Source organism: Nitratireductor indicus C115 (assembly GCF_000300515.1).
GTDB classification, from domain to species: domain Bacteria; phylum Pseudomonadota; class Alphaproteobacteria; order Rhizobiales; family Rhizobiaceae; genus Nitratireductor; species Nitratireductor indicus.
In genome coordinates this window covers 1-24,848 of sequence record NZ_AMSI01000007.1, presented here as the reverse complement: position 1 = coordinate 24,848, position 24,848 = coordinate 1, and the positions used below count along the sequence as shown (strand labels likewise).

The following is a 24,848-nucleotide window of genomic DNA, read 5'->3' as shown; positions in this document are numbered from 1 at the left end:
CGCATATGATTTAACGATAAACCTAGCGCAATTCAAGCATACAATCACCACGAAGGCGACCGCACCGATGGCCACCCTGGAAACCGAACCGCAACCGACCCTGATCGAACTCAGGGAGCGCTTCTTCACTGCTCTTCTCTCAGATGTCCTGGATGATCTCGGTTACATGAACCAGGCCATGCACCACACGATCCGGCCGCTCGACAGTTCCCTGGTGATGGTCGGAAGGGCGCGTACGGCGCTTTGCATGGATGTCTATGAACGTCCTGCGCCGGGTGAAAACCCCTATGAGCTCGAGATCAAGCTCGTGGACGATCTGAAGGCAGATGAGATTCCGGTTTTTGCATGCGGAACCTCGGGGCGCATGGCCCCATGGGGTGGGCTTTTGAGCACGGCGGCAAAGTTCCGTGGTTCGGCAGGGGCAGTCATGGACGGCCTGGTGCGTGATACGCGTGAAATCCTCGCCGCGGGCTTTCCCGTTTTCCACGGGGGCATTGCGCCGCTGGATTGCAAGGGGCGCGGCAAGGTCGCGGCGCTTGACGTCGGCATCGAATGTTCCGGCGTGAAGGTCAATAGCGGCGATCTCGTCTTCGGCGACGCTGACGGCGTCATCGTCGTTCCGCAGGAAATAGAGGCCAGAGTTCTCGAGGTCGCGCAGGAACGCCTGCGCGGCGAGCGCAACACGCTGGCTGATCTCGAGGCGGGGGAACGCCTCGCAACCGTGTTCGCGAAATATGGCATCCTGTAAGTCGTCCTGACTCGCACTTGCCATAAAGCGAAACCCTCGGGCGCGGCTCGAAATCGCGCCCTCGGGGAATGACGCCAAGAAAAATAGAGGGGTACAGTGAAATGACGCACAGAAACTCGAAAAACCGGTTGCGCGGCCTGCTGGTCGCCGGCGCAATGGCGGTCGCTGCGGGCCCGGCTTATGCTGAACTCTGCGGTCATGTGGGTGGCGATCTGGTGCTGGGTATGGAGGCCAAGCTCGGCACGCTTGACCAGCATGTGAATGCGGCGAACGCGACGCGCAATGTCGCCATGAATATCTTCGAGACGCTGATGACGCGCGACGAGAACATGGCGCCCATCCTCGATCTCGCGGCCTCTCTCGACGTCAGCGACGACAAGCTGACCTACACCTTCAAGCTTCGCCCCGGCGTGAAGTTCCACAATGGCAAGCCGCTGACCTCGGCGGATGTGGCTGCCTCCTTCGACCGCTACAGCCGTATCGGCGTGGATCGTTCCGCGCTTGGCAGTGTCGATCATTGGGAGACGCCGGACGAAGCCACTTTCACCATCATTCTCAAGGAGCCGCAGGCGAGCTTCCTGGAGAGCATTTCGGCGTCGACCGTTCCCATCGTCATCGTTCCTTCGGAACAGGCGAGCGCGGAGGCCACCCGGCTCGAACCCATTGGCACCGGACCGTTTCAGCTCGAAGAATTCGTGGCCGACAGTCATGTGAAGCTGAAGCGCTATGAAGGCTACAAGCCCAATGAGACGCTTGAAGGCATGTCGGGCTTTGCCGGCCGCAAGCAGGCCTGCGTCGATACCGTCACGTTCCGCACGCTTGCAGAACCCGGAGCTCGCCTCGCGGCGCTCGAAACGGGCGAGGTGGATATCGTCGAGGATGTGCCGACGCTCTCCAAGGAGCGCCTTGCCGGCAACAAGGACATCGTCCAGACGCAGCTCAAGCATGCCGCCCTGTGGCTCACCTATCCGAACCTTTCGGAGCCACCGACGGATAATCTGAAGGTGCGCCAGGCGATACAGGCGGCCATGAACCTCGATGAAATCATGGATGCCATGAGCGATGGCTCCTATAGCCTCAACCCGTCGTTCCAGTTTCCCGGCCAAACCTATTATTCGGAGGCCGGCAGCCAGTATTACAATCAGAACGACCCGGAAAAGGCCAAGGCCCTGCTCGAGGAGGCCGGTTACAATGGCGAGCCGGTCAAGCTTCTGACGACACGGGATATTCCCCGCCTCTACACGGCCGCCGTCGTCATGTCGGAACAGTTGAAAGCCGTGGGCATCAATGCCGAGCTGGTGGTTCTGGACTGGCCGACCGCGCTTGGCATGAGCGTGAACGAGACGAAAGGCTGGAACTTCTTCTATACCGGCTGGATCACGGTTACCGCACAGGGCGGCGCGCAGTCGCTGCGTAACCTTGCCGATCCGTCCAATGTGCACAAGCCGAAGGACAACAAGTCCGACGCCGAGTTCATGAAGGAATTCCAGATTTTGAGCACGAGCCCGGATCTGGAAGAACGCAAGACCGCTTTCGCCAAGGCGCAGGAGCGGGTGTTCGAGCAGGTGATGGCAATTCCCTTCGGCGTGACGCCGAAGAACCAGGCGACGCGTGCCAATGTGAAGGGCTATGTGCCATTCTTCAACACGCGGGTCTCGAATGTCTGGCTGGCCGAATAGCCAGCCTTTCCGACCCATGTTCCGTCATGCATGAACCGGCACGGAATCGTTTGGAGGTCACATGCTTGCTTACACGCTGAGGCGCATAGCCCAGGCCGTGCCGATTCTTCTGCTCGTCAGCCTGATCTCCTTCGGGATCATGCAGCTGGTGCCCGGGGATCCCGCCGCCGTTCTGGCGGGCCCCAACGCCACGCCCGACGAGCTCATCAAACTGCGGCAGACGCTGGGGCTCGACAAATCCCTTCTGTCGCAGATCATGATCTTTTACGGAAACCTGTTTCAAGGCGACCTCGGCTACTCGATCATCCTGGGAGAGCCGGTTCTGAAGGTGGTCCTGGAGCGTTCGCCCATCAGCATATCGCTGGCGCTTTATTCGCTCGTCCTGACGGTCATCCTCGGGCTTTCCATCGGCGTCATCGCGGCGATGAAACACAATCGCTGGATCGATCAGGTGGCGATGACCTTTGCGCTGATCGGGGTTTCCGTCCCCAATTTCTGGCTGGGACTCGTAATGATCGTCCTGTTTTCGGTGCATCTCGGCTGGCTGCCGACCGGGGGTTATGTGCCCTTCTTCGAAGACCCGGTGGGCTGGTTCCTGGCGGCAACCATGCCGGCTCTCTCGCTCGCCATGATGCAGATCGGCCTGCTTGCCCGCCTGACGCGCTCCACCATGCTGGAAGTGCTTGGCCAGGATTATATCCGCACAGCCCGCGCCAAGGGGGCGAGCGAGCCACGGGTGATCATCAAGCATGCGATGAGCAATGTGCTGATCCCCGTCGTGACCGTGCTCGGCATGATCCTATCGGTCCTTCTTTCGGGGTCGGTCATCGTGGAAACCATCTTCGCGGTGCCGGGGATCGGCGCGCTTCTGGGCAATGCGATCCTCGGCCGCGACTATCCCATGATTCAGGGGGGGCTTATCTTCGTGGCAGCAGTTCTTCTCATGCTGAACATCGTTGTCGATGTGCTCTATGCCTGGCTCGATCCGAGGGTGCGCGTCCAATGAGCAGTCTCGAAATGAACGACAGCCGGAGCGAGCCGTCTTTTTTGAGCCGGTTCTTCGAGGGACGGCGCGTGCGCCGCCTCATCCGCCACCGCTCCTTCATGATCGGCCTGTGGCTATGCCTGTTCGTGACGGTCATCGCTGTCCTCGCACCGGTCATTTCACCCGTCGATCCGAACAAGATGGCCATTCGTTCCCGGTTCCAGCCGCCATCGTTCGAATTCCTGCTGGGCACTGACAATCTCGGCCGCGACCTTTTCAGCCGCGTGGCGTGGGGCGCGCGCCTGAGCCTTGCCATCGGTCTGGGCGTCGTTCTGCTTAATGCGGTGTTCGGCGTGCTCCTTGGGGCGCTTGCGGGCTATTTCCGGCGTCTCGACGGCATTCTCATGCGTCTTTCGGATGCCCTCATGGCCTTTCCCTCGGTGCTGCTTGCCATCGGCATTGCCGCGGCGATGGGCGCCTCCGCAATGACGGCGGTGATCTCGCTGGCAGTCGTCTATATTCCGCGCACGGCGCGCATCCTGCGCGCTTCCGTCCTGCAGGTGAACGAACTCGAATTCGTCAATGCGGCGCGGGCTGCGGGCGCCGGCGACTTCCATATATTACGACGCCATATCCTGCCCAACTGCATGGCGCCCCTTGTGGTGCAGCTCAGCTTCGTCTTCGCCTATGCGATCCTCTCGGAAGCAGTGCTCAGCTTTCTGGGGCTTGGGGCAGCCCCCACCGATCCCAGCTGGGGCATCATGATCTCCGAAGGCCGCAGCTATATCCGCGAGGCTCCCTGGATGACGGTCATTCCCGGCATGGCCATCGCGATCACGGTGCTTGGCCTGAACCTTCTGGGCGACGGTTTGCGGGATGTTCTCGACCCTCGCGTGAAGATGGAACACTGACGATGCAAAAAGAGCCAATTCTGCGCGTCGAGGGGCTGCGCACGACCTTTACGGGCGACGAAGGCACGGTGGTGGCGGTCGATGACGTCAGCTTCGACGTGAACGAGGGCGAGATTGTCGGCCTTATCGGCGAGAGTGGCTCCGGGAAGAGCGTCACGGCCCTTGCCATCATGGGGCTTCTGCCGAAGAGCACGTCGCAGGTTACGGCCGAGCGCATCATGTTCGATGGCCGCAACCTTGCACGGGCTTCCGACCGGGAGATGCGGCGGTTGCGTGGCGGCTCCATCGGCATGATCTTTCAGGAGCCGATGAGTTCGCTGAACCCGGTTCTGAAGATCGGCGATCAACTCATCGAGCCGATCCGTATTCACGAGCGCATCAGCTATCGCGCGGCCTTCGACCGGGGGGTGGAACTTCTGACCAAGGTCGGCATCCCGTCGCCTGTGCAACGCATGAACGATTATCCGCACCAGCTTTCGGGCGGCATGCGGCAGCGCGTCATGATCGCCATTGCCCTGTCGTGCTCTCCCAAGCTGCTTCTTGCCGATGAGCCCACCACGGCGCTGGATGTTACCATTCAGGCCCAGCTTCTCGACCTGCTTCTGGAAATCCAGGCCGAAACCAAGATGGCGATCGTGCTGATCACCCACAGCATGGGGGTGATCGCCGAATGCGCCGACAAGGTGGTCGTCATGTATTCCGGCCGCATCGCGGAGCAGGGGCCGGTGACGGACATATTCGACCGCCCGGGGCACCCCTACACGAAGGGCCTCATGCAGTGCACGCCGGAACTGACCGGCAATCCCCGCAGGCTCACCACCATACCGGGTGCGCTGCCGAGCCTGAGCGCGCTGCCGCCCGGATGTCGCTTTGCGCCGCGCTGCGGTCTTGCGCAGCCGGCCTGCGAGGCGGGCAGGCCCCCGATGATTGGTGTGGGACAAAATCACGCCTCGGCCTGTATCCGGGCGGATGAACTCGTCGCCTCGGCGGCGCAACCAGAGGGAGCCGAGGTATGAGCAAAACACCGCTTTTATCCGTTCGGGACCTTTCCAAGCATTTCACCATCCGGAGCCCCTTCAGGGGTACGACCGTCGGCACGGTGCAGGCGGTCAACCGGGTGAGTTTCGATATCGGCGAGGGCGAGACGCTCGGTCTGGTCGGAGAATCCGGTTGCGGCAAATCCACGACAGGGCGGCTGCTTCTGCGCCTCATCGAGCCGGACAGGGGGGAGGTCCTTTTCCAGGGGCGTGACCTTTTGAAGCTCGACGCCCGTGAACTCAAGGCCGTCCGCAAGTCGATCCAGATCGTCTTCCAGGACCCGTTCAGTTCCCTCAATCCACGGATGACGGTTGAGGATATCGTGACCGAACCGCTCTATGTGCAGGGTGGGATGACACGTCGGGACATGCGCGACCGGGCACGCATGCTGCTCGACCGGGTGGGGCTCAACGCTGCGCATATCACGCGCTATCCGCATGAATTTTCGGGCGGGCAGCGTCAGCGCATCGGTATCGCGCGCGCCCTGGCAGCCGATCCGCGCTTCATTGTCTGTGACGAGGCGGTCTCGGCGCTGGATGTTTCGGTCCAGGCTCAGGTCATCAATCTGTTGCAGGACCTGCAGGAGGAATTCAACCTCTCCTACCTGTTCATCGCACATGACCTTTCTGTGGTGCGGCATATCTCGGACCGCGTTGCGGTGATGTATCTGGGCGAGGTGGTGGAGATCGCCGGAAAAGATGCCCTCTACGCGTCTCCGCGTCATCCCTATACGCAGGCGCTGCTGGCGGCGATTCCGGTTGCCCATCCGCGCCTTCGGGGCAAGCGTGCGCGCCTGGGCGGGGAGGTGTCCAGCGCCCTCAACCCGCCTCCGGGATGTCGCTTCAGCCAACGCTGCCCCTTCGCGCGCGATGTCTGCCGAAAAGAGCCGCCGGCACTCAGGGGGTTGGGCGAGCGCCATCAGGTGGCTTGCCATTTTGCCGAGGAGCTGCAGGCCGTGGCGGCCTGACAGCAGCCCCGGGTTTCAGGAACGGAAGAACATCAGGGCCATTGCGCCAGTCTTGCGAGAAACGAAATGACCAGGAAAAAAGACCCGTTGCGTTCCACCGAATGGTTCGGAGGGCATGAAAAGGGAGCCTTCATTCACCGGAGCTGGATGAAGAACCAGGGGTTCCCTCCGCATCTGTTCGACGGCCGGCCCGTCATCGGCATCTGCAATTCATGGTCGGAACTGACGCCCTGCAACGGCCAGCTTCGCGACCTGGCCGAACATGTGCGGCGCGGCATCTTCGAGGCGGGCGGTTTTCCCGTCGAGTTTCCTGTGATGTCGCTGGGTGAATCGAACATGCGTCCGACCGCCATGATGTTCCGCAATCTTGCGGCCATCGAGGTGGAGGAGAGCATTCGCGCCAACCCCATCGACGGGGTGGTGCTTCTGGCAGGCTGCGACAAGACCACGCCGGCCCTGCTCATGGGGGCGGCGAGCTGCAATCTGCCGGCGCTCCTCGTTTCGGCCGGACCGATGCTGAGCGGCAGCTTCAACGGGGAGGTTCTGGGTTCTGGCACGGATGTCTGGCGGCTCAGTGAGGAAATGCGGGCCGGAACGATCTCACCGGAACAGTTTTCGGCGGCGGAAGCCGCCATGAGCCGGTCGCCGGGAACCTGCAACACGATGGGCACGGCCTCCACCATGGCCTGTCTCTCGGAAGCAATGGGGATCACGCTTCCTGGCAATGCGGCCATTCCTTCCGTGGATGCGCGGCGGCGCGTGCTGGCGTTCATGAGCGGCAGGCGCATCGTCGAGATGGTCCATCAGGATCTGTGCATGTCGCGCATCCTGACGCGTGAGGCGTTCCAGAATGCGATCTGCGCCAATGCGGCGATCGGTGGCTCGACCAATGCGGTCATTCACCTGCAGGCGTTGGCGGGCCGGGTCGAGGTGCCGTTCTTGCTCGATGACTGGAACCGCATCGGCCGCAACATCCCGACCATCGTCGACCTCATGCCTTCGGGGCGTTTCCTCATGGAAGACTTCTTCAATGCCGGGGGGATGCAGGCGGTGCTCAGGAGGCTTCTCGATGCCGGGCGTCTTCACGGGGATTGCCTCACGGTGAACGGCCGGACCATTGCCGAGAACAATGGCGCGATCCGGGTTCTCAACGACGAGGTCATCCGGCCCATGTCCAATCCGCTTACCGAGGATGGGGGAATCGTGGTGCTGCGCGGCAATCTGGCGCCGAACGGGGCGATCATGAAGCCTTCTGCTGCAACGGCGTCGCTGATGACGCACCGCGGCGCTGCTGTCGTTTTCGAGGATATCGACGATTATCACGCGAGGATCGACGATCCCGACCTGGAGGTCGACGAAGCCAGTGTTCTGGTTCTGAAGAATTGCGGACCGCGTGGTTATCCGGGCATGCCGGAGGTGGGCAATATGGGGCTGCCGCGCAAGCTGCTCCAGAAGGGTGTGACCGACATGGTGCGCATTTCCGACGCGCGAATGAGCGGCACGGCCTATGGCACGGTCATCCTGCATGTTTCACCGGAGGCGGCAATCGGCGGGCCGCTCGCGCTGGTGGAAAACGGTGACATGATTTCCGTCGATGCATCCGCGAATTCCATCGTGCTTGAGGTGCCCGACGAGGAACTCGCGCGCCGCAAGGCGAACTGGATGCCGCCCGTGCCGCCGGCCAGCGGGTTCGAGCGGATGTTTTCCGATCAGATTTTGCAGGCCGATGAAGGGTGCGATTTCGAGCTTCTCAAGGGCCGGCGCGGGGCCGCCGTGGCAAGGGATTACGTATGATGAAGGAGACGACCTTGTTGAAATGCGGAGCGGGGCGCGCAGACATGACGCCGCCGGTGGGTATTCCCCATATCCTTTGGGGTGCGCGCACCGTCGATCTTGCCGAAAGCATTCACCTGCCGCTGCGTGCGACAGCGCTTTGCCTTGAAAATGATGGAACCAGACTTCTGGTCTGCGATCTCGATCTGACGGGATTGCCGACGAATGTCTGCGATGAGATGCGCGCTGAAATCGAGCGGGAAACGGGCGTTCCGGCGGACCATGTTTCGATAGGGGCCACGCACACGCACAGCGCGCCGGTCTGGAATGCGGAGACGACAAACGGTCTGTCGCCGGACATGCCTGGCATGAACCTGATGCCGGCATGGCGCGAAAAATGCCGGCAGGCCGTTCTTTCGGCTTGCCGCATGGCGGTGGAAAGCCTGCAGCCGGCGCGCATCGCCTCCGGTTATGGCGCAAGCGAGGTCACGCTGAACCGGCGTTTCTCCACGCCGGAGGGACGGATGGTGGTCAGCCCGCATCAGGGCGGGTTGCGCGACACCACGATAGCGCTCCTGCGTTTCGACGATCTCGACGGCAATACGATCGCAAGCGTGGTGGGCTACGGCACGCATCCAATCGTGCTCGCTCACCAGAATACGGCGATCAGCGCGGAGTTTCCGGGAGCTCTGAAAGAGGGTGTCGAGAAGCTCGTCGGCGGTATCTGTCTGTTCCTGCAGGGCAGTGCGGGTGATCAAATCCCGTTCGAGGCCCTGAGCGGCGATGTGCGGCTCGCCGAGCGGATCGGCAACCGGATCGCGGCGGATGCAGCCGCCACGCTTACCGCGATGTCTCCCATGAACTACCGCATGGACTACAGCCATGTGGTGGAATCGGGAGCTCCGCTCGGCGTTCAGAAGAAGACTGTGCTTGCCGACACTCCTGCAACGGTTCGCGTGGCGGAAGCGGTTGCCGAATTGCCCGTCAAACCGTTCGAGGCCATCGACGTTCTGGAAGAACGCGCGGCTGCGACCAGGGCGGAACTCCACGCGTTGAAGAACGATGGCGCGGATCATGAAACGCTTGCCGATGTCCATTTCCGGGCACGGCGCGCCGATATCATGCTCGTCATGGCCCGGCGCGTGCAGGGCGTTTCGACGGTGCCTATCCCGATACGCGCCCTGCGCGTCGGCGATGCGGTGCTGGTGTCGGCGCCGATGGAGATATTTTCGGCAACGGGGCTCGCCATCCGCGAGGCCTCACCCTTCGCGATGACCTTTGTCGGAGGCTACACAAACGGAACCGAGGGCTATCTGCCGCCGGCCGAGTGCTATGCCGAGGGCGGCTATGAGGTGGAGCTCGCCTGCTATGTTTCGAAGGATGCCGAAGCCGTTTTTCGGCAGTCCGCCATCGAGCTGGTGAAGTCACTTCACACCGCTTGAAAACGCTGAAGTGCTGAAGGATGCATCCGGGAGAGCGGATAACCGCATTTCCGGGTGCACAAGCCTCCGGTTGTCCACAGTCTCCAGGCCCGCCCAACCGCAATTCGGCGTATATCAATGTAAGCAGGTTGAAGGGCCCCTGTGACGGGGCGGCAGTTGGGTCGAACGCGATATGGCCAAGAAGTCCGCCGTGGGGCGGTCGCCAAAGCCGAGCCTCAAGGACGTGGCAAAGCTTGCCAATGTCTCTGTGATGACGGTGTCCAATGTCATCAACGGGCGCATGGCGCGTGTTGGCGACGAGGTGGCCGCGCGGGTGCGCGAGGCAATTCGCGAACTCAACTATCGGCCGCAGCGCAGCGGCCGCAGCTTGAGGCTGCAAAAGGAATTCGCGCTCGGCCTGACGGTGCTGCACCCCGACCGGCGCTTTCTCGATGATCCCTACATCACCCAGGTCGCCGCCGGGATGAGCAACTATCTTGCCACTATCGGCTACAGCCTCATGGTGAATGGGCTGCGCAGCCCGGAAGCTCTCGACACGCTCATGGAGCGCAGCTTCGGCTATGACGGATTTGCAGTTATGGTTTCGGGTGAGCGCGAACAGAGGGTGCAGGTCTACAGAAAGCTCGCGCAGCTGAACCTTCCGATGGTCATCATCCAGGACGAGCCTCCACCCGATTTGCCTGAAGTCTCTTCCGTCTGCCAGGACGATGGTGCCGGAGCGGGGATGCTTGTCGGGCGCCTGCTCGACAAGGGAGCCAAGCGTATTCTGTTCGCGGCTTCCCGCCAGGTCTGGCCGGCCATGGAGCGACGTGCAACCGCTGCGGCGGCGGCAGCAGGAAAGCGCGCGCTTATCGACTATCTGTCCTGCAGCGAAGACGATTTCGAAGCTTCCATCGGCCAGATCGAATCGTGGTTGCGGAGCCACCCGAACACCGATGCGGTGATGGGCGGCAACGATCAGCTCGGCCTCGCGGCGATGCAAGCCGCGGAGCGGTGCGGGCTCTCCGTTCCTGGCGACCTGATGGTAACCGGGTACAATGCGTTCCTGTTTCAGAAGTTCTCCAAACCAACCCTGTGCAGCATTGCCTCGCCCGCTTATGAAATCGGTCAGGAAATCAGCAAGATACTGATCGGCCTGATCGGTGGGGAAGGGGGCGAGGCGCATCATCTCCTGATGCCCGTCAGCATTGTCGAAGGCGGCTCCATCGGCTGATCGAGAGGGCAGGTGTCCCACAGAAATCATTGGGACAGTCATTCTCATTTCCTGTCTAACTGTCCCTTGATTGTCCCAATTCATTTTAGGACACTTTGCGACGATCGATAACTTTGCTGTCTTGGGAGGAAGCAATGACTGATTTGAGACGACGCCGGATTCTGACTGCTTCGGCGTTGGGAGGCGTAGCATTGGCGATGCCTGCCGTGGCCCGCGCGCAGGAAACAGTGTCCTGGCGCATGCAGGCGCTCTGGGACGGGGGCACCACCCCATACGAGTTTGAAAAGAACTTCGTGGCCCGCGTTGCCGAACTGACCGATGGCAAATTCGATATCAAGCTCTTCTCGGCGGGACAGCTCGTGCCGGCGGCGCAGGCCTTCGATGCAGTCCGCAGCGGCGCATTCCAGATGATGAAGACCTTCGACGGGTATGAGGCAGGCAAGATTCCATCTTTCGCCTTCACATCGACCATTCCCTTCGGCTTTCCGGACCCCGATCAGTATGAGGCGTGGTTCTACGAACTCGGCGGGCTCGATATGGCGCGAGAAGCCTATGCCAAGGCAGGCCTGACCTATATCGCGCCGACGGTTTATGGCGAAGAGCCGATGCATTCGACCGTCAAGATCGAGAGCATCGCCGACATGGCTGGCAAGAAGGGCCGTTTCGTGGGGCTTGCTTCGGCGGTGATGGGCGATCTCGGCGTGGCCGTCACGCCAATGGCGACGGCGGAGGTTTATTCCGGCCTCGAAAAAGGCCTGATCGACTTTGCTGACCGTGGCGACCTGACCGCCAACTACGAGGCGGGTCTTGCAGAAGTGGCAAAGTTCATCATTCTGCCAGGCGTGCATCAGCCGACGACGGCCACGAGCTATGTGGCCAACACCGCTGCCTTTGGCGCGCTGCCGGACAGTTTCAAGGCGGCGCTCGCAGTGGCGGCGCGGGAGATTTCCGGTTCGTTGCGCCAGCGCATCATCGTGCAGAATACCGAGATTCTGGACAAGTATCGCGAGAAGGGTGTCGAGGTGCTCCAGCTCGATCCAGCCGACATCTCGGCGGCTCGTGGCAAGGCGGTCGAATCCTGGAAGAAGGCGACCAAGGGCGACCCGCTGGCAACCAAGATCGTCGACAGCCAGGTCGCGTTCATGCAGTCGCTTGGCCTCATCTAGCTGAATATTCATCGGGCGGCGTCTGCGCCGCCCGTCCTTTCTCCAGGCCGCGCCGTGCGGCCAGATGGCAGTTTCATGCAAGCAGTCTGCGCCACAATCACCGGGATCAACCGGCTTCTGTTCATTCTTGCTGCCGCGATCATCTTCGCGGTCGTGCCGATGCTTCTTTATGAAGTGGTCGCCCGCTATGCCTTCGATGCGCCAACCGTGTGGGCGATGGAAGCAAGCACGCTTGTCTTCGGGCCGCATTTCCTGCTTGCCGGTCCCTATCTTCTGCATCTGCGCGGCCATGTGGCCGTGGATATCTTCAGCGAGAAGGCGCAGGGGCCGACCCGTCGCGCGCTCGATGTTTTCGCCTGTCTCGTGATCGCTGTCTTTGCGGGTGTCTTCGCCGTGGTGAGCTGGCCACTGGCGGTGAATGCCTATGCGCTCGGCGAAACGAGCTTTTCGGCCTGGAACCCGCCGATCTGGTGGCTGAAGTTCATAGTGCCCTTTTCCTTCGCCATGCTGTTTCTGCAGGCTTTGGCTGAGGCGGCCATGACAATTCTTGCTCCGTCGGGCGAGGAGGGGGCTCGGTCATGACATCCGAATTCGTCCTCGTCATCATGTTTGCAAGCCTTGTCGGCCTGCTTCTGACAGGTGTGCCGCTGGCCTTCACGCTCGGCTCGCTGGCGTTGCTCTTCACAGTGACGCTGTGGGGGCCGGCCGCACTTGCCGTCACCGTGCTGAACCTCTTCGACACGATGCGTTCAGAATCCCTTCTCGCCATTCCGCTCTATGTGATGATGGCGAGCGTCTTGCAGCGCTCAGGCGTTATCGAGAGCCTTTACCGGGCGATGGAACTCTGGTCGCGACGCTTGCCGGGAGGGCTGGCGGTCGGCACCATCGCCATCTGCACCATCATTGCCGCCATGACCGGCATTGTGGGGGCCGCCGTGGCTGCCATGGGCATGCTGGCCTTGCCATCCATGCTCAAGCGTAATTACCAGCCCGAACTCGCGATCGGTACGATCTGCGCGGGCGGCACGCTCGGCATTCTCATTCCGCCATCGGTCATCACCATCGTCTATGCGGTTACCGCACAGGCCTCCATCGGGCAGATGTTCATTGCCGGCGTGGTACCGGGCCTGCTGCTTGCCTCGCTCTATATCGGGTACATCGTGTTGCGGGCCGCGCTCAACCCGTCGATTGCGCCGCGCCCGGCCGATGAAGGCGACATCACCTGGGCGATGCGCCTTAGCGCGCTCAAATCCCTGATCCTGCCGATGCTCATCATCGTTGGCGTGCTTGGGACCATTTATATGGGCATTGCCACACCGACCGAAGCGGCGGCCGTCGGTGTTGCTCTCGCCTTCATCTCGGCACTGATCGAAAAGCGTCTCGGCTGGGAGCTCCTGCGCGGGGTTGGCACGGATGTGGTGAAGGTCACGACCATGATCCTGTGGATCACCATCGGTGCGCGCGCCTTCGTGGCGATCTTCACAGGAACGGGCGGGGCGGATTTCCTCCTCGGTTTCATCCAGGACCTGGAAGCCAATCGCTGGGTCGTGCTTGCGGTGATGCTGATGATCCTTTTCTTCCTCGGCATGTTTCTCGATGAGATCGGCATCATTCTTCTGTGTGTGCCGGTGTTTCTGCCGGTGATCGATTTTCTCGGCTTCGACCGGCTGTGGTTCGGCATTCTGTTCCTCGTCTCGGCGCAGATGGCCTATATCTCGCCGCCCTTCGGCTACACGCTGTTCTACATGAAGGGCGTTCTGCCAGCCGGCATAGGCATGGGTACGGTCTATCGGGCCATCATTCCCTTCATGCTTCTTCAGGCGCTCGGCATCCTGATCTGTGCGCTGTTCCCGGAGCTTGTGCTCTGGCTTCCCAAATCCATGATCCAGTAGAAAACAGGTCACATGATGAGCGACGTCCAATCGTCCCGTATAGAAGGTCTCCACAAGATGACGCCGGCAGCACGGCTGCAAGCCGTGGCGCGCCAGGCTGGTCTCGGTAACGAGGCGATCGACAGTCTTTCGGCGGCCGCCGAAGGCCAGATCGAACTTGCGGACCGGCTTGTGGAGAACGCGATCTCCGCTATGGCCATTCCCGTGGGCGTTGCCACCAACATGATCGTCGACGGACGCGAGGTGCTGGTGCCGATGGCAACGGAGGAATCCTCGGTGGTCGCGGCAGTCTGCAACGCGGCCAAGCGCTGCCGCGGAACCGGCGGCTTCTTCACCTCCGGCAGCGGGCCGGTCATGGCGGCGCAGATTCAGCTGCTGGGCGTCAGCGATCCGGAGAATGTGCGTCTCAAGGTCTATGAGCGGTTCGAGGAAATCCGAACGATCTGCGATGAGACCGACCCGCTTCTGGTAAAGTTCGGCGGCGGGTTCCGCGATCTGGAGGTCCGCGTGATCGAGACGGATGAAGGGTCGATGACCATCGTCCACATCATCGTCGACACGCGCGATGCGATGGGCGCGAACGCAGTCAACAGCATGGCGGAAGCCCTGGCGCCGAAGCTTGCCGAATGGACCGGCGCGCGAACGCTGCTGCGCATCCTGACCAACCTTGCCGATCGGCGTGTCGTGCGCGCCCGGGCGGTGTGGCCGCTTGGTGAAATCGGTGGCGTGCAGGTGCGCGACGATATGCTTTCGGCCTATCGCTTTGCCGATGCTGACCCCTATCGGGCAGCCACACACAACAAAGGCATCATGAACGGTGTGAGCGCGGTGGTTCTGGCGACCGGCAACGATACGCGCGCCATCGAGGCCGGGGCGCACGCCTTTGCGGCGCGGACCGGTCGTTACCGCTCCATGTCGCGCTGGGAAAAGGATGCCGAGGGCAATCTCGTCGGCATCCTGGAGATGCCCATGGCGGTGGGGCTGATCGGCGGGGCGACGAAGGTGCATCCTACCGCACAGGCCAATCTCAAGCTGCTTGGCGTTCAGACGGCCGATGCGCTTGCCCGTGTCATCGTCGCCATTGGTCTGGCGCAGAATTTCGCAGCCATGCGGGCGCTTGCCACGACCGGTATTCAGAAGGGGCACATGGCCCTGCATGCGCAGAATGTCGCCCTGATGGTCGGTGCGGTGGGGGACGAGATCGATCTCGTGGCGAGCGAATTGAAGGTTCTCGGAAAGGTGCGTCAGGATCTTGCGGAGGATATTCTGAAGCGCATCCGGGGCGGACAGTGAGCGGAAGGGTCTCGATCGTCGAGGTCGGTCCGCGCGACGGGTTGCAGGCGCGCAGGGAGCCGGTGGAAACGGCGGCGCGCGTCGAACTGATCGGAATGTTGCGGCGCGCCGGCATTCAAAGGATGGAGGTCGGCGCCTTCGTTTCACCTCAGCGTGTGCCGCGCATGGCGGATACGGCACAGGTGATGGAGGCCACCGGTTCGCGGGACCGCCCCGGCGACATGGTTCTCGTGGCCAATATGCGGGGGTTGGAGCAGGCACTGGAGGCCCGAGCGCGGGCAATCGCCGTCTTTACGGCAGCGAGCGATGCCTTTGCCGAACGCAATATCGGCTCGACCGTCTCAGCCTCGCTCGAGCGTTTCGCGCCTATCGTGGCACAGGCCCGTGACGAGGGTCTGTTCGTGCGCGGCTATATCTCGACAATTACCGATTGCCCCTATGCCGGGCGGATCGAGCCCGACCGGGTCGCATCGGTGGCAAAGGCTTTACGCGGGATGGGATGCTGCGAGATCGCTCTTGGAGAGACGCTCGGCAAGGCCACTCCCGTGCGCATTGCCGCAGTGGTGGAAGCGGTTGCGCGCCATGTTCCGATGGAGGGCATAGCCGCCCATTTCCACGATACCTACGGGATGGGCGTGGCCAATGTCTGGGAAGCGGTGCGGCTTGGCGTGCGCACCCTCGATGCGGCGGCCGGGGGGCTCGGGGGGTGTCCGTTCGCGCCGGGTGCTGCCGGCAATGTCGCCACGGAGGATGTGGTCTATCTGCTGGAGGAGCAGGGGTTCGACACGGGTATCGCGATGGCAGGGCTTCTCGAAGCAGTACGGTTTTGCCGGGACGGTCTGGGGATCGCTCCGTCGAGCCGGGTGTTCAAGGCGCTAGGCGCTTCCCTGTGAAGTGCTGTCGCGTAGAATCCTGCCAGCGTAAAGGATTGCCACAAAGCCGAAGGCCATGATAGCGGCGCCCAGTGCGAATGCCGGCTGATAGCTGTCGGCAAATTGGCTCACACGGGAAACCGCAAGGCCGCCGATGGCTTGAGCGAAAGCGAAGGTGGTCGTGGCATTCGCCCAATACCGAATGTGGCGCTCCGCCCCCCCTGCCGCCTGAATGAAGCCCGACAGCATGACGGCGATGCCGGGTGTGGCCAGCCCCACGCAAAAACTCGACAGGGTGAAGAGCCATGGATCGTGGATCGTCACCACAAGGGCGATGGCCAGGGCCTTGAACGCAAAGGCCCAGCCAATGCGTTGCGACCCGATGCGTATGGCCAGAAAGGGGCCAAGCAGCGCGCCGACACCGAACCCTGCCCAGATGAGGGCGCCAGAGGCATTGGAAAGTCCCACTTCGCGTGTGGCGTAATCTACCAGATAGACCGAATGCGGCGTCATGCCGAAACCATCGCAGCCATAGGCAAGCAATGCCCAAAGAAGCGCGCGGTGGCGGCCGGGTGCGGCGCGCGGCACTCTCTGCTTGCGGGAGCGCGTTTCCATGGTTCCGAGCCGGGCCGCCGTCCACAGATGAATGGCGACCGCAAGCACGCAGAAGACGGTGATCGCGAGACCCTGCCATTCGACGGGCGTGTCTGCGAAGAGCGGCATCAGGATGGCTGCGATGACGGCGCCGCTTCCAACTCCCACGAAGGGGAGGCCCGACCAGATGGCGCGGCCACCTCTGACGAGGCGTGCATTGGCCGCCGAGGTGCAGGCGATCATCAGGATCGCCCCCGCAGCACCGGCCAGGAAACGCCACAGCGCCGCCCAGGGATAGGCGATGGGAAAGATGCAGAAGATGAAGCTCGCCAGCACAATCAGGGCGGAGGCTATGCCCAGGCTGCGCACCGGTATCTGCCGGGCAAGAAAGGGCGTTACGACCCCACCGCAGAGATAACCGACCAGGCCGTAGGCGCCCAGCATCTTCGCCTGGGCCGGGTCGTACCAGCCAGCTTCGATCAGTACTGGAATGAGCGGGGTAAAGGCAAAACGCCCGAGGCCGACACCGATGAAGATGGCGCTCCACCCGTAGATGACGGCGGCAACATTGCCTTTTTCGAGCTCTGCAGCGCTTCCATCCACGGAACTCATTGGGCGGCCTGCCCGGCCATGCCTGCAACCGGCATGGCCGTCATGCGGCCAATGGCTATCCGTGCCGCGCGCTCATTCATGGGATGCCCGTTGTTGCCTTTATTTCCCGCCTGATTTCTGGGCTTCGATGATGAGCGCAGACAGCCGGAAGAAGCCATGTACCATCTTTGTATAGGGCATCATGAGGAAGAGTGTCAGCACGCAACCCAGATGGAAGGCGAGGAGAGGGCGCACAGCGGCTGTGCCCGTCGCGATATAGAGCAGAAGTCCTGAAAGAGCGGTGAGGCCAAGCAGGGCGGTGAATGCGAATTCGCCCCGCCACACACGCTTTGCGCTCAATTCAGGATCTGCCTTGAGCTTGAGGCGGATCATCTCGATTGCGCCCAGCGTGAGGAGCACGCCGCCGGAAAGGCCAAACAGTTTCGGTGGCGTCAGCAGGCCGTAGGGTGCGGGCCAGTTCATGAAATAATGCATGAGCGTGGCGCTGGATGTGGACAGGAAGCAGAGCAGAAAGCCCCACAGAACGGCCTGATGAGCGTAGCGCCGTGCATTCGTGTACCGGTCCTCACGCTCGAAGTTGCAGCCTTCGCCATGGCCGCCGGAAAGGTTTTTCATCTTGGCGACCGAGCCGAAGGCGCTTTTCAGGTCAGCGATGGAGGGCCAGCGACCTCCTGTGTCGCGCCAGTAGTCGCGCAGACCCAGAGCGATGATGGCAAGCGGCGCAAGAAAGGCCGGTGCGAAGATCGCAACCATGAGGTTGTGCGCTAGATGCGCGTAGAAACCGGCCGAAGGGTCGGCGCCGGCGGTCGAGGCGACCCAGAACAGGATGCCGATGAAGATTGCCGCTGCGAGGGCCATTGCAAAGCCATGCTCATGAAAGGCCTTCGACAGGGCGTGTGGGCGGATATAGCTCTCCCAGCTTTCCTGGCGCACTTCCGCGAGGATCGCGGGCAGATTCAGTTCGAACTCATGCGGCGGCGTATACTGGCAGGAGTAATAACAACCCCGGCAGTTGTGGCACAGATTTGCCATATGGTTGAGATCGCCTTCGGCAAAGGTCTTTTGCCGCATCATGGCGGGAAAAACCGAGCAGAAGCCTTCGCAATAGCGGCAGGCATTGCATATCTCGAGTTGTCGATGGGCCTCGGCCATGGCCGGCCCAAGCGGCTTGGCATCAAGCTGATCAAGCGACATGTGCTGCGGCCTCCCTACCTGCGATACGTCCGAATACTGTTCCGATGGTCATGCCGAAGCCGGCGAGATAGCCTTGCCCGAGGATCGAGCCGGCCATGATTTCGCCGGCAGCCCAGACATTGGCGAGCCGTCCGTCGGGCCCTTCCACGCGGGCTGTTTCGTCGACCTTTAGCCCGAGATAGGTAAAGGTCACTCCAGGGCGGAGCTGATAACCGTAGAAGGGTGGTCTATCGATGGGGCGCGCCCAGTTGGTTTTCGGAGGCTCCAGGCCCTCGGTGGCCATGCCGTCGCGCTCGGTCGGATGGAAATTTCCAGGTCTGCACGCGTTGTTGAATTCGGCGACTGTGCGGGCGACCTTTGCGGGATCGAGGCCAAGTTTTTCGGCCAGTTCCTCCATCGTATCAGCCTGCGTGGGCGGAAACACGGATGGCATGAAAAGGTCTATCGACTTGGAATCGATGATCGAGAATCCGACTTGCTCCGGCTGCGCGGCAACAAGCCTGCCCCAGATGGCATAGCGCTTCGGCCAGGTGTCCTCGCCTTCGTCGTAGAAGCGGTCGCCATTCTTGTTGACCACCACCGAAAAGGGTACGCAATCGAGGCGGGTGCAGATGCCCCCGTCATATTTCGGTGCACGTCCATCGATGGCCACGCAATGGCACTGGGTCGGATCACCGACGCTTTCGCAGCCCTGATCGATCATGTCCTTCAGGACGACGCCGCGATTGTAGGGCGTGCCGCGAATGAGAAAATTGGCCGCCGCCGGCCCCCAGGCGCGTGTCAGCCATTCAATATCAGACTGGAAGCCGCCCGAGGCCAGCACGACGCTGTTGGCTGCGATCTGCTCGACCGGGCCGCCCTCAATGGATACATCCGCATGGGTGAAACGATCTCCATCGAGATGGATGTGCTTCACCTGTGCCTCATAGACGACCGCGACGCCAAGGTCCTGTGCAGTGTTGTAATAGGCGTTCACCAGCGATTTCCCGCCACCCAGGAAGAAGGCGTTGGTGCGCGACAGAGAAAGAGTGCCCGAGAGGGAAGGCTGGAAATGGACACCGTGGGCGATCATCCACGGCAGACATTCCTCCGATGTGCCGATGACGAGGCGGGCGAGCTTCTCGTCAGTCTTTCCCTTGGTCACAAGAAGAAGGTCGTTGAAATATTCTTCTTCCTCATATGCGTCGGTCAAAACGGACATGGGGCCGCGATGCATGCAGCGGAAGTTACGCGTGTGGCGGCTGTTTCCGCCGCGATAAGGCTTGGGCGCGCCTTCCAGTATCAGGACGGAACAGCCGGCTTCGGCGGCGGTGATGGCGGCGCAGAGCGCGGCATTGCCGCCTCCCACCACAAGGACATCCCAGGGTTTGCCCCGCGGGGGCGTCGGGCTGCGCATAAGGACCTTCTCCTTCCTGCTGCGTGGCATTGTCATTGTGTGAACGAGCCGTCAGGCCGTGGGACTGGCGGTATCGCGCAGTCGCAGACGGCTCAGCTGCGCGGCCTCGATATGGTTGCGCATCAGCAATTCGGCCTCAGGGCCGTTTCGGGCTTGCAGCGCCTCGATGATGGCTGTGTGTTCGGCGGCCGCTTCCTTGACCCTGGTCTCCAGCAGCATGGTTGTGGGGCCGAGGATGAGGAGGGTCTTTTCAAGGCCTTCGACGGCGCGGGTCAGGAAACGGTTGCGTGCGGCGCCGAAAAGAGCGCGGTGGAAACGCCGGTTTATACCCGCAGCAATGGCAGGGTCCTTGGCAGAGGCAAAATCGTCGTTGAGCGCGGTCAGGGCCCGCAATTCCACTTCGGAGGCCATGCGTGCGGCCAGGCGCGCGGCAGTGCCTTCGAGCACCGCCCGCATCTCGTAGAGCTCCATCACTTCGGCGTGGTCGAGCTGGCGCACCACCGCGCCCTGGCGAGGCTGGTGGTGGACGATGCCGTCAGCTTCCAGCGCGCGCAATGCTTCGCGAACGGGGGTGCGCGACAGGCCGAGACGTTCGGAAAGCTCGACTTCCCGTAGACGCGTGCCGGGAGGAAGCTCTCCCTTCGCGATGGCGTCGATCAGGCTCTGATAGGCCTGTTCACCCTGAGGAGTATCCCGTTCGGAAGTTGTCATCGCGCGCTCTCGGTTTTATGTATCCATTTGCATACATTAGGATGCATTTCCCGGTCAAGCGATGTAGAAGGGGTATAGTTCGATCCTATGGCGTCCAAAGAAAGCGGTATTGGGCAGCCGGTCGGTTTTGCGATTAAACAGGCCCGACAAGACGAGGAGATGCCCGGTCATTGCGACCGGAGCGAAGGAATTATGCGGAAATTCGAGGAGATAACGCTGCGCCTGGCATCAAGGCGCGCTCTGTGCCCGGGGAGAGGCGCGTATGCTCGCTGACCCCGGGACACGCCCCGCATTGGACAGTGTGGGCGAAGCCGATCTCGTCGTGCTCGGTTCAGGTGCTGCTGGTCTTACAGCGGCTTTGACGGCCATTCTCGACGGCCTGAAAGTGGTGGTGCTCGAAGTTGCCCCGGTTCTCGGCGGAACGTCGGCGCGGTCTTCGGGAACCGTCTGGGTGCCCGACAATGCGCTGATGCATGCAGCCGGCTTCGGCCCGGACCGGGAAGCGGCGGAACAATATCTCGAAGCACTCGTCGGTAACATCGGTCCGCGTGCGCCCTGGGAAGCTTTTCTCGATGCAGCTCCCGCCATGCAGGCCGATCTCGAAGCGCGGGCAGGGGTCGCTTTCCGGCCCTATCTGAGCGCTCCCGACTATCGCAGCGATCTGCCCGGAGCGGCCCTCGGCGGGCGGCCGCTGGAGCCGGCGGCCTTCGATGGCCGGCAGTTGGGAAACTGGTTCCCGCTGATTGCCGATCCCATTCGGGAGCTCACTGTTTTTGGCGGCATGATGGTCACCCGTGCCGAAGCGCAACGGCTAATCCGTGCGGATCGTTCGCCTTCCGCTCTTCTGGAAGGGGCAGGGCTGGTCTTGCGCCATGCACGGGACCGCCTGCGTCATCATCGCGGCACACGGCTTGTCATGGGCAATGCGCTCATTGCGCGCCTCGTCCATGGAATCGTTTCGCGCGGCGGGCTGATTTATGAAAGCGCGCATGTGGACACGCTCGCCGGGAAGGATGGGCAAGTTACCGGCGTTTCCGGCACACTTGCCGGGCGCACATTCGCTCTGAAGGCGAGGCGCGGAGTTGTGCTTGCCGGCGGCGGGTTTCCCTCCGACCCGGAAAAGCGCCGTGCCGAATTACCCAGGCCGACACCGCAGTACACGCCGGCAAGCCCCTTCGCACGGGGAACGACAATCGATCTCGGTATCGCTGCCGGCGGTGTTCTTGGAGCTTCGGGCATCGACAATGCGATGTGGTTCCCGTCTTCACTGTGGTCGCGGCCTGATGGCGGCCTTGCCGTTTACCCTCATATCGCGCTCGACCGGGGAAAGCCGGGTTCAATTGCCGTCGATCAGGCGGGCAAGCGCTTCACGAATGAAGCGATGAGCTATCATGATTTCTGCCGGGGCGTTTACGCTCACGGTGCCTCAGCGGTACCCTGCTGGCTGATCGCGGATCGCGACTTCATTCGCCGTTATGGCTTTGGTGTCATTCGTCCCCGTACTCCGAGCCTCAAGGCCTATATCAAGTCGGGCTATTTGAAGCATGGCGCGAATCTGGCTGCGCTTGCCGGTGAAATCAACGTTCCCGCGCCCGCACTGGCTGAGACGGTCCGGCATTTCAACGAGATGGCGAGAGCTGGCAGGGACACTGAATTCGGGCGCGGTGAAACGGCGTATCAGCGCTCCAATGGCGACGCCTCGCGCGGTTTTGCAAATCCCTGTCTCGGCCCGGTGGGTACAGGCGACCTCTACGCTGTCGCGCTCTGGCCAACGCCGCTCGGCACCAGCCGTGGACTGGCAGCCAGTGCCGACGGTGAGGTTCTGGATGGGGACGGACAAGCGATTGCCGGCCTTTATGTGGCTGGAAACGACATGCAGTCCTGCTTTGCCGGCGAATATCCGGGAGCCGGTGCCCAGATCGGGCAGGGCATGACCTTTGGCTGGCGCGTCGCAAAACATGCGGCTTTTGGTCAGGCGCAGGTCGGAACACAAGAATGAACGAGAGGAAACGATGGTGAAACAGAAGGGCGGCACCTACATCGCCGAAGCGCTTGTGCGCGAGAAGATACCCTACGTCTTCGGTGTCTGCGGACACGGAACCGTCGGGCTCATCGATTGCCTCTACGATGTCCGCGACGAGGTGGAGATGATTTCACCCCGGCACGAGCAGACAGCCGTGCATATGGCGGACGCCTATTTCCGCGTTTCGCACAAGGTGGCGGCGACGCTCACCTCGACGGGGCCGGGGTCCTGCAACCAGATCATGGGTCTCGCCGTGGCTCAGACCGATAGCTCGGCCATTCTGTCGATTACCGCCAACGTGCCGACGCAACAGTTCAACCGGGCGCCGTTCCAGGAACTGACAATGCATCACCAGGCGGATTTCAATTCCGTCATCCGTCCGGTCGTGAAGCGCAGCTTCCAGCCTTCGCGCGTCGAAATGCTTCCCCTGATGATCCGCCAGGCTTGCGCGACGATGACTACGGGACGTCCCGGCCCCGTAAATCTCGACATACCCTACAACCTCTTCCAGGAAGAGGCAGAACTAGAGCCCGAAGTTGCCGGAAGCGCCTTTGGCACGAGGCGCCCGGGCGCCAGCCCCGAAGACATCAGCCAGACGGTGGACTGGCTCATCGCGGCCGAACGTCCCGTACTCTTCGTCGGCCACGGCATGGCCCTTTCGGAGGGCGGTCCTGAACTTACGGAACTTGCGCAGCGCCTCAGCGTGCCGGTGATCTCGTCGCCGAACGGCATGGGCACGATCGACATGGAAGACCCGTTGTCTCTCGGCTTCATCGGACGCAACGGTGCCTACCAGGCGAACCAGGCGGGGCGTCATTCCGATTTCGTTCTTGCCGTCGGGGCGCGTTTCGACGACCGTTCAGCATCGAGCTGGCGACCGGGTTATTCGTGGAATTTCCCGAAGACGCGTCTGGTGCACGTGGATCTCGATCACGCCGAACTCACCCGAAACTATACGCCTGATCTTGCCGTGCTGGCCGACGCCCGGACCTTCCTTCGCCAGGTTCTGGCGGAACTCGATGCGCGCGGCATTCAGAAGACTCCGCGCCTTCAGGACTGGCTGGAGCAGATTGCGGGCTGGCGCCAGGAATGGGAGGCCTTCGTGGCCCCCGGCTTCACGGCTCACCAGACGCCGATCAGACCGGAGCGCATCGTTGCCGATTGCCAGAAAGTGCTGCCGCACGACGCGATCCTGTCCTTCGATGCCGGTATCCATCACAACTGGTTCATGCAGTTCTGGAAAGCGCGCGGCCCGCAAAACATGCTGAACTCATGGGGCTATTCGGGCATGGGCTTCGGCCCGAGCGCGATCCTCGGCGCCAAGCTTGCAGCGCCTGATCGTGTGTGCGTGTCGATCTGCGGCGATGGCGGCTTCACCATGGTGCCGCATGTGCTGTGCACGGCGGTTGAATACAACATTCCTGTTGTCTGGGTGGTGTGGAACAACTTCGCCTGGGGCGCGATCCGCGACCTTCAATATGGCTATTTCGAGGGCCGGGAATACGGCACGGCCTTTTATCAGGGGCCGAACGCGGAACCCTATAACCCGGACTTTGCGGCCTGGGCGCGGGCCTCCGGCGTCGCCGGCTTCACCGTTACCCGGTCGGAGGATTTCGCTGCCACGCTGGAAGAAGCCGTCAAGCTCGGTCGGCCGGCACTGATCGATGTGCATGTCGATGCGAATATCCGCCCGCCTGCAACCGGCTCATGGACCCTGCCACCGCTGCAGCCCAAGGAACCGGCTTTCGGCGCTGCCTGGCAGCCCGAATGACGCCTGCAAACAGCTTTCAAGGACAAGATCATGACTGAACGCAAATCCGTCATCCGCAACATTGCCGAAGAGCCGTGGCAGCAGTTTCCCGCGCATTTCGGCGGCGCACTTTCCAAGGCGCTTGCCCATCCCTCCACAACGGGATCGCAGCAGCTCGACTATCGCATCTCCACCTACGCGCCGATGGCCTATGTGGAGCGGCACGTGCACAAGGTGCAGGAGCAGGTCTATCACATTCTCGATGGCGAGGGGCTGATGGAACTGGATGGCGAAAAGCGCGTCGTGCGCAAGAACGACGTGATCTTCATCGCTCCGGGCACCTGGCATGGCATCGAGAATACGGGGCTGGAGCAGCTGACCTTCATTGTGGTGTCGGCACCGGTCACGGACGACTGATCGCATCGAAGCGCCGGTGCGGGACATCTGCCAGAACCTCACCGGTTTGCTCCAAGTTTCAGGCATTTTCGCGGTGGCCGCGCGCCGCCACGGGAGCGTCTGTCCGCGTGAGCGGAGAATGACCATCCGGAGATCTGGAAATGACGTTTGCTTACGAGACGGGACAAGAGGA

At 62.0% G+C, this 24,848-nt stretch carries 21 protein-coding genes; 17 read left to right on the top strand and 4 right to left on the bottom strand.

Annotated elements, in window-relative coordinates:
• The first annotated feature begins 67 nt into the window (after positions 1–67).
• The 14 genes from NA8A_RS11365 (at position 68) to NA8A_RS11300 (ending at position 16,000) form a co-directional block, all read left to right on the top strand.
• The gene (locus NA8A_RS11365) at positions 68–748 is read left to right on the top strand and encodes an RraA family protein (protein WP_009450422.1); all 681 of its coding nucleotides are present in this window, start codon (positions 68–70) and stop codon (positions 746–748) included.
• Positions 749–849: 101 nt separating this feature from the next.
• Positions 850–2,427, top strand: a complete 1,578-nt coding sequence (locus NA8A_RS11360) for an ABC transporter substrate-binding protein (RefSeq protein ID WP_157174141.1) — start codon at positions 850–852, stop codon at positions 2,425–2,427.
• 61 nt (positions 2,428–2,488) lie between these two features.
• Complete coding sequence (locus NA8A_RS11355) at positions 2,489–3,433, top strand: ABC transporter permease (protein WP_009450420.1); 945 nt, start codon at positions 2,489–2,491, stop codon at positions 3,431–3,433.
• Positions 3,430–4,323, top strand: a complete 894-nt coding sequence (locus NA8A_RS11350) for an ABC transporter permease (RefSeq protein ID WP_009450419.1) — start codon at positions 3,430–3,432, stop codon at positions 4,321–4,323. Before NA8A_RS11355 ends, NA8A_RS11350 begins: the two co-directional genes overlap by 4 nt.
• A 2-nt stretch (positions 4,324–4,325) precedes the next feature.
• Entirely contained in the window at positions 4,326–5,339 is a 1,014-nt protein-coding gene (locus NA8A_RS11345) for an ABC transporter ATP-binding protein (protein WP_009450418.1), read from the top strand.
• Positions 5,336–6,328 carry an ABC transporter ATP-binding protein gene (locus NA8A_RS11340; protein ID WP_009450417.1) on the top strand — a complete coding sequence of 331 codons (993 nt, stop codon included), beginning with the start codon at positions 5,336–5,338 and terminating at the stop codon, positions 6,326–6,328. Before NA8A_RS11345 ends, NA8A_RS11340 begins: the two co-directional genes overlap by 4 nt.
• 66 nt (positions 6,329–6,394) lie before the next feature.
• Positions 6,395–8,122, top strand: a complete 1,728-nt coding sequence (locus tag NA8A_RS11335; protein ID WP_009450416.1) for an IlvD/Edd family dehydratase — start codon at positions 6,395–6,397, stop codon at positions 8,120–8,122.
• On the top strand, positions 8,119–9,543 hold the full coding sequence (locus NA8A_RS11330; protein ID WP_009450415.1) for a neutral/alkaline non-lysosomal ceramidase N-terminal domain-containing protein: 1,425 nt from the start codon (positions 8,119–8,121) through the stop codon (positions 9,541–9,543). The genes NA8A_RS11335 and NA8A_RS11330 overlap by 4 nt, the downstream gene beginning before the upstream one ends.
• Positions 9,544–9,715: 172 nt before the next feature.
• On the top strand, positions 9,716–10,756 hold the full coding sequence (locus NA8A_RS11325) for a LacI family DNA-binding transcriptional regulator (protein WP_009450414.1): 1,041 nt from the start codon (positions 9,716–9,718) through the stop codon (positions 10,754–10,756).
• A gap of 134 nt (positions 10,757–10,890) precedes the next feature.
• Entirely contained in the window at positions 10,891–11,922 is a 1,032-nt protein-coding gene (gene dctP / locus NA8A_RS11320) for a TRAP transporter substrate-binding protein DctP (RefSeq protein ID WP_040672445.1), read from the top strand.
• A gap of 75 nt (positions 11,923–11,997) precedes the next feature.
• Entirely contained in the window at positions 11,998–12,504 is a 507-nt protein-coding gene (locus NA8A_RS11315; RefSeq protein WP_009450412.1) for a TRAP transporter small permease subunit, read from the top strand.
• Complete coding sequence (locus tag NA8A_RS11310; RefSeq protein WP_009450411.1) at positions 12,501–13,814, top strand: TRAP transporter large permease; 1,314 nt, start codon at positions 12,501–12,503, stop codon at positions 13,812–13,814. Before NA8A_RS11315 ends, NA8A_RS11310 begins: the two co-directional genes overlap by 4 nt.
• 15 nt (positions 13,815–13,829) lie before the next feature.
• Positions 13,830–15,107 carry a hydroxymethylglutaryl-CoA reductase, degradative gene (locus NA8A_RS11305; protein WP_081581946.1) on the top strand — a complete coding sequence of 426 codons (1,278 nt, stop codon included), beginning with the start codon at positions 13,830–13,832 and terminating at the stop codon, positions 15,105–15,107.
• Positions 15,104–16,000, top strand: coding sequence for a hydroxymethylglutaryl-CoA lyase (locus tag NA8A_RS11300; RefSeq protein WP_009450409.1), 897 nt, complete (start codon positions 15,104–15,106; stop codon positions 15,998–16,000). The genes NA8A_RS11305 and NA8A_RS11300 overlap by 4 nt, the downstream gene beginning before the upstream one ends.
• Here NA8A_RS11300 and NA8A_RS11295 read toward each other — a convergent pair.
• From NA8A_RS11295 to NA8A_RS11280, 4 genes are all read right to left on the bottom strand, one after another.
• Positions 15,983–17,185 carry a YbfB/YjiJ family MFS transporter gene (locus NA8A_RS11295; protein ID WP_009450408.1) on the bottom strand — a complete coding sequence of 401 codons (1,203 nt, stop codon included), beginning with the start codon at positions 17,183–17,185 and terminating at the stop codon, positions 15,983–15,985. The genes NA8A_RS11300 and NA8A_RS11295 overlap by 18 nt on opposite strands.
• A 99-nt stretch (positions 17,186–17,284) precedes the next feature.
• A complete protein-coding gene (gene tcuB, locus NA8A_RS11290; RefSeq protein ID WP_009450407.1) occupies positions 17,285–18,379 on the bottom strand; it encodes a tricarballylate utilization 4Fe-4S protein TcuB in 1,095 nt (364 codons plus the stop codon).
• Positions 18,369–19,775 (bottom strand): FAD-dependent tricarballylate dehydrogenase TcuA, encoded by a 1,407-nt coding sequence (tcuA, locus tag NA8A_RS11285; RefSeq protein WP_009450406.1) that lies wholly within the window; start codon positions 19,773–19,775, stop codon positions 18,369–18,371. The genes tcuB and tcuA overlap by 11 nt, the downstream gene beginning before the upstream one ends.
• A gap of 51 nt (positions 19,776–19,826) precedes the next feature.
• Complete coding sequence (locus tag NA8A_RS11280) at positions 19,827–20,486, bottom strand: GntR family transcriptional regulator (RefSeq protein ID WP_009450405.1); 660 nt, start codon at positions 20,484–20,486, stop codon at positions 19,827–19,829.
• A gap of 262 nt (positions 20,487–20,748) precedes the next feature.
• On the opposite strand from NA8A_RS11280, the gene NA8A_RS11275 reads away from it, so the two are divergent.
• From NA8A_RS11275 to NA8A_RS11265, 3 genes are read left to right on the top strand one after another with little or no spacing between them, the layout of a single operon-like run.
• A complete protein-coding gene (locus NA8A_RS11275) occupies positions 20,749–22,485 on the top strand; it encodes an FAD-dependent oxidoreductase (protein ID WP_009450403.1) in 1,737 nt (578 codons plus the stop codon).
• A gap of 13 nt (positions 22,486–22,498) precedes the next feature.
• Entirely contained in the window at positions 22,499–24,280 is a 1,782-nt protein-coding gene (locus NA8A_RS11270) for a thiamine pyrophosphate-binding protein (RefSeq protein WP_009450402.1), read from the top strand.
• 30 nt (positions 24,281–24,310) lie between these two features.
• A complete protein-coding gene (locus NA8A_RS11265; RefSeq protein WP_009450401.1) occupies positions 24,311–24,676 on the top strand; it encodes a cupin domain-containing protein in 366 nt (121 codons plus the stop codon).
• The last annotated feature ends 172 nt before the right edge of the window (positions 24,677–24,848 follow it).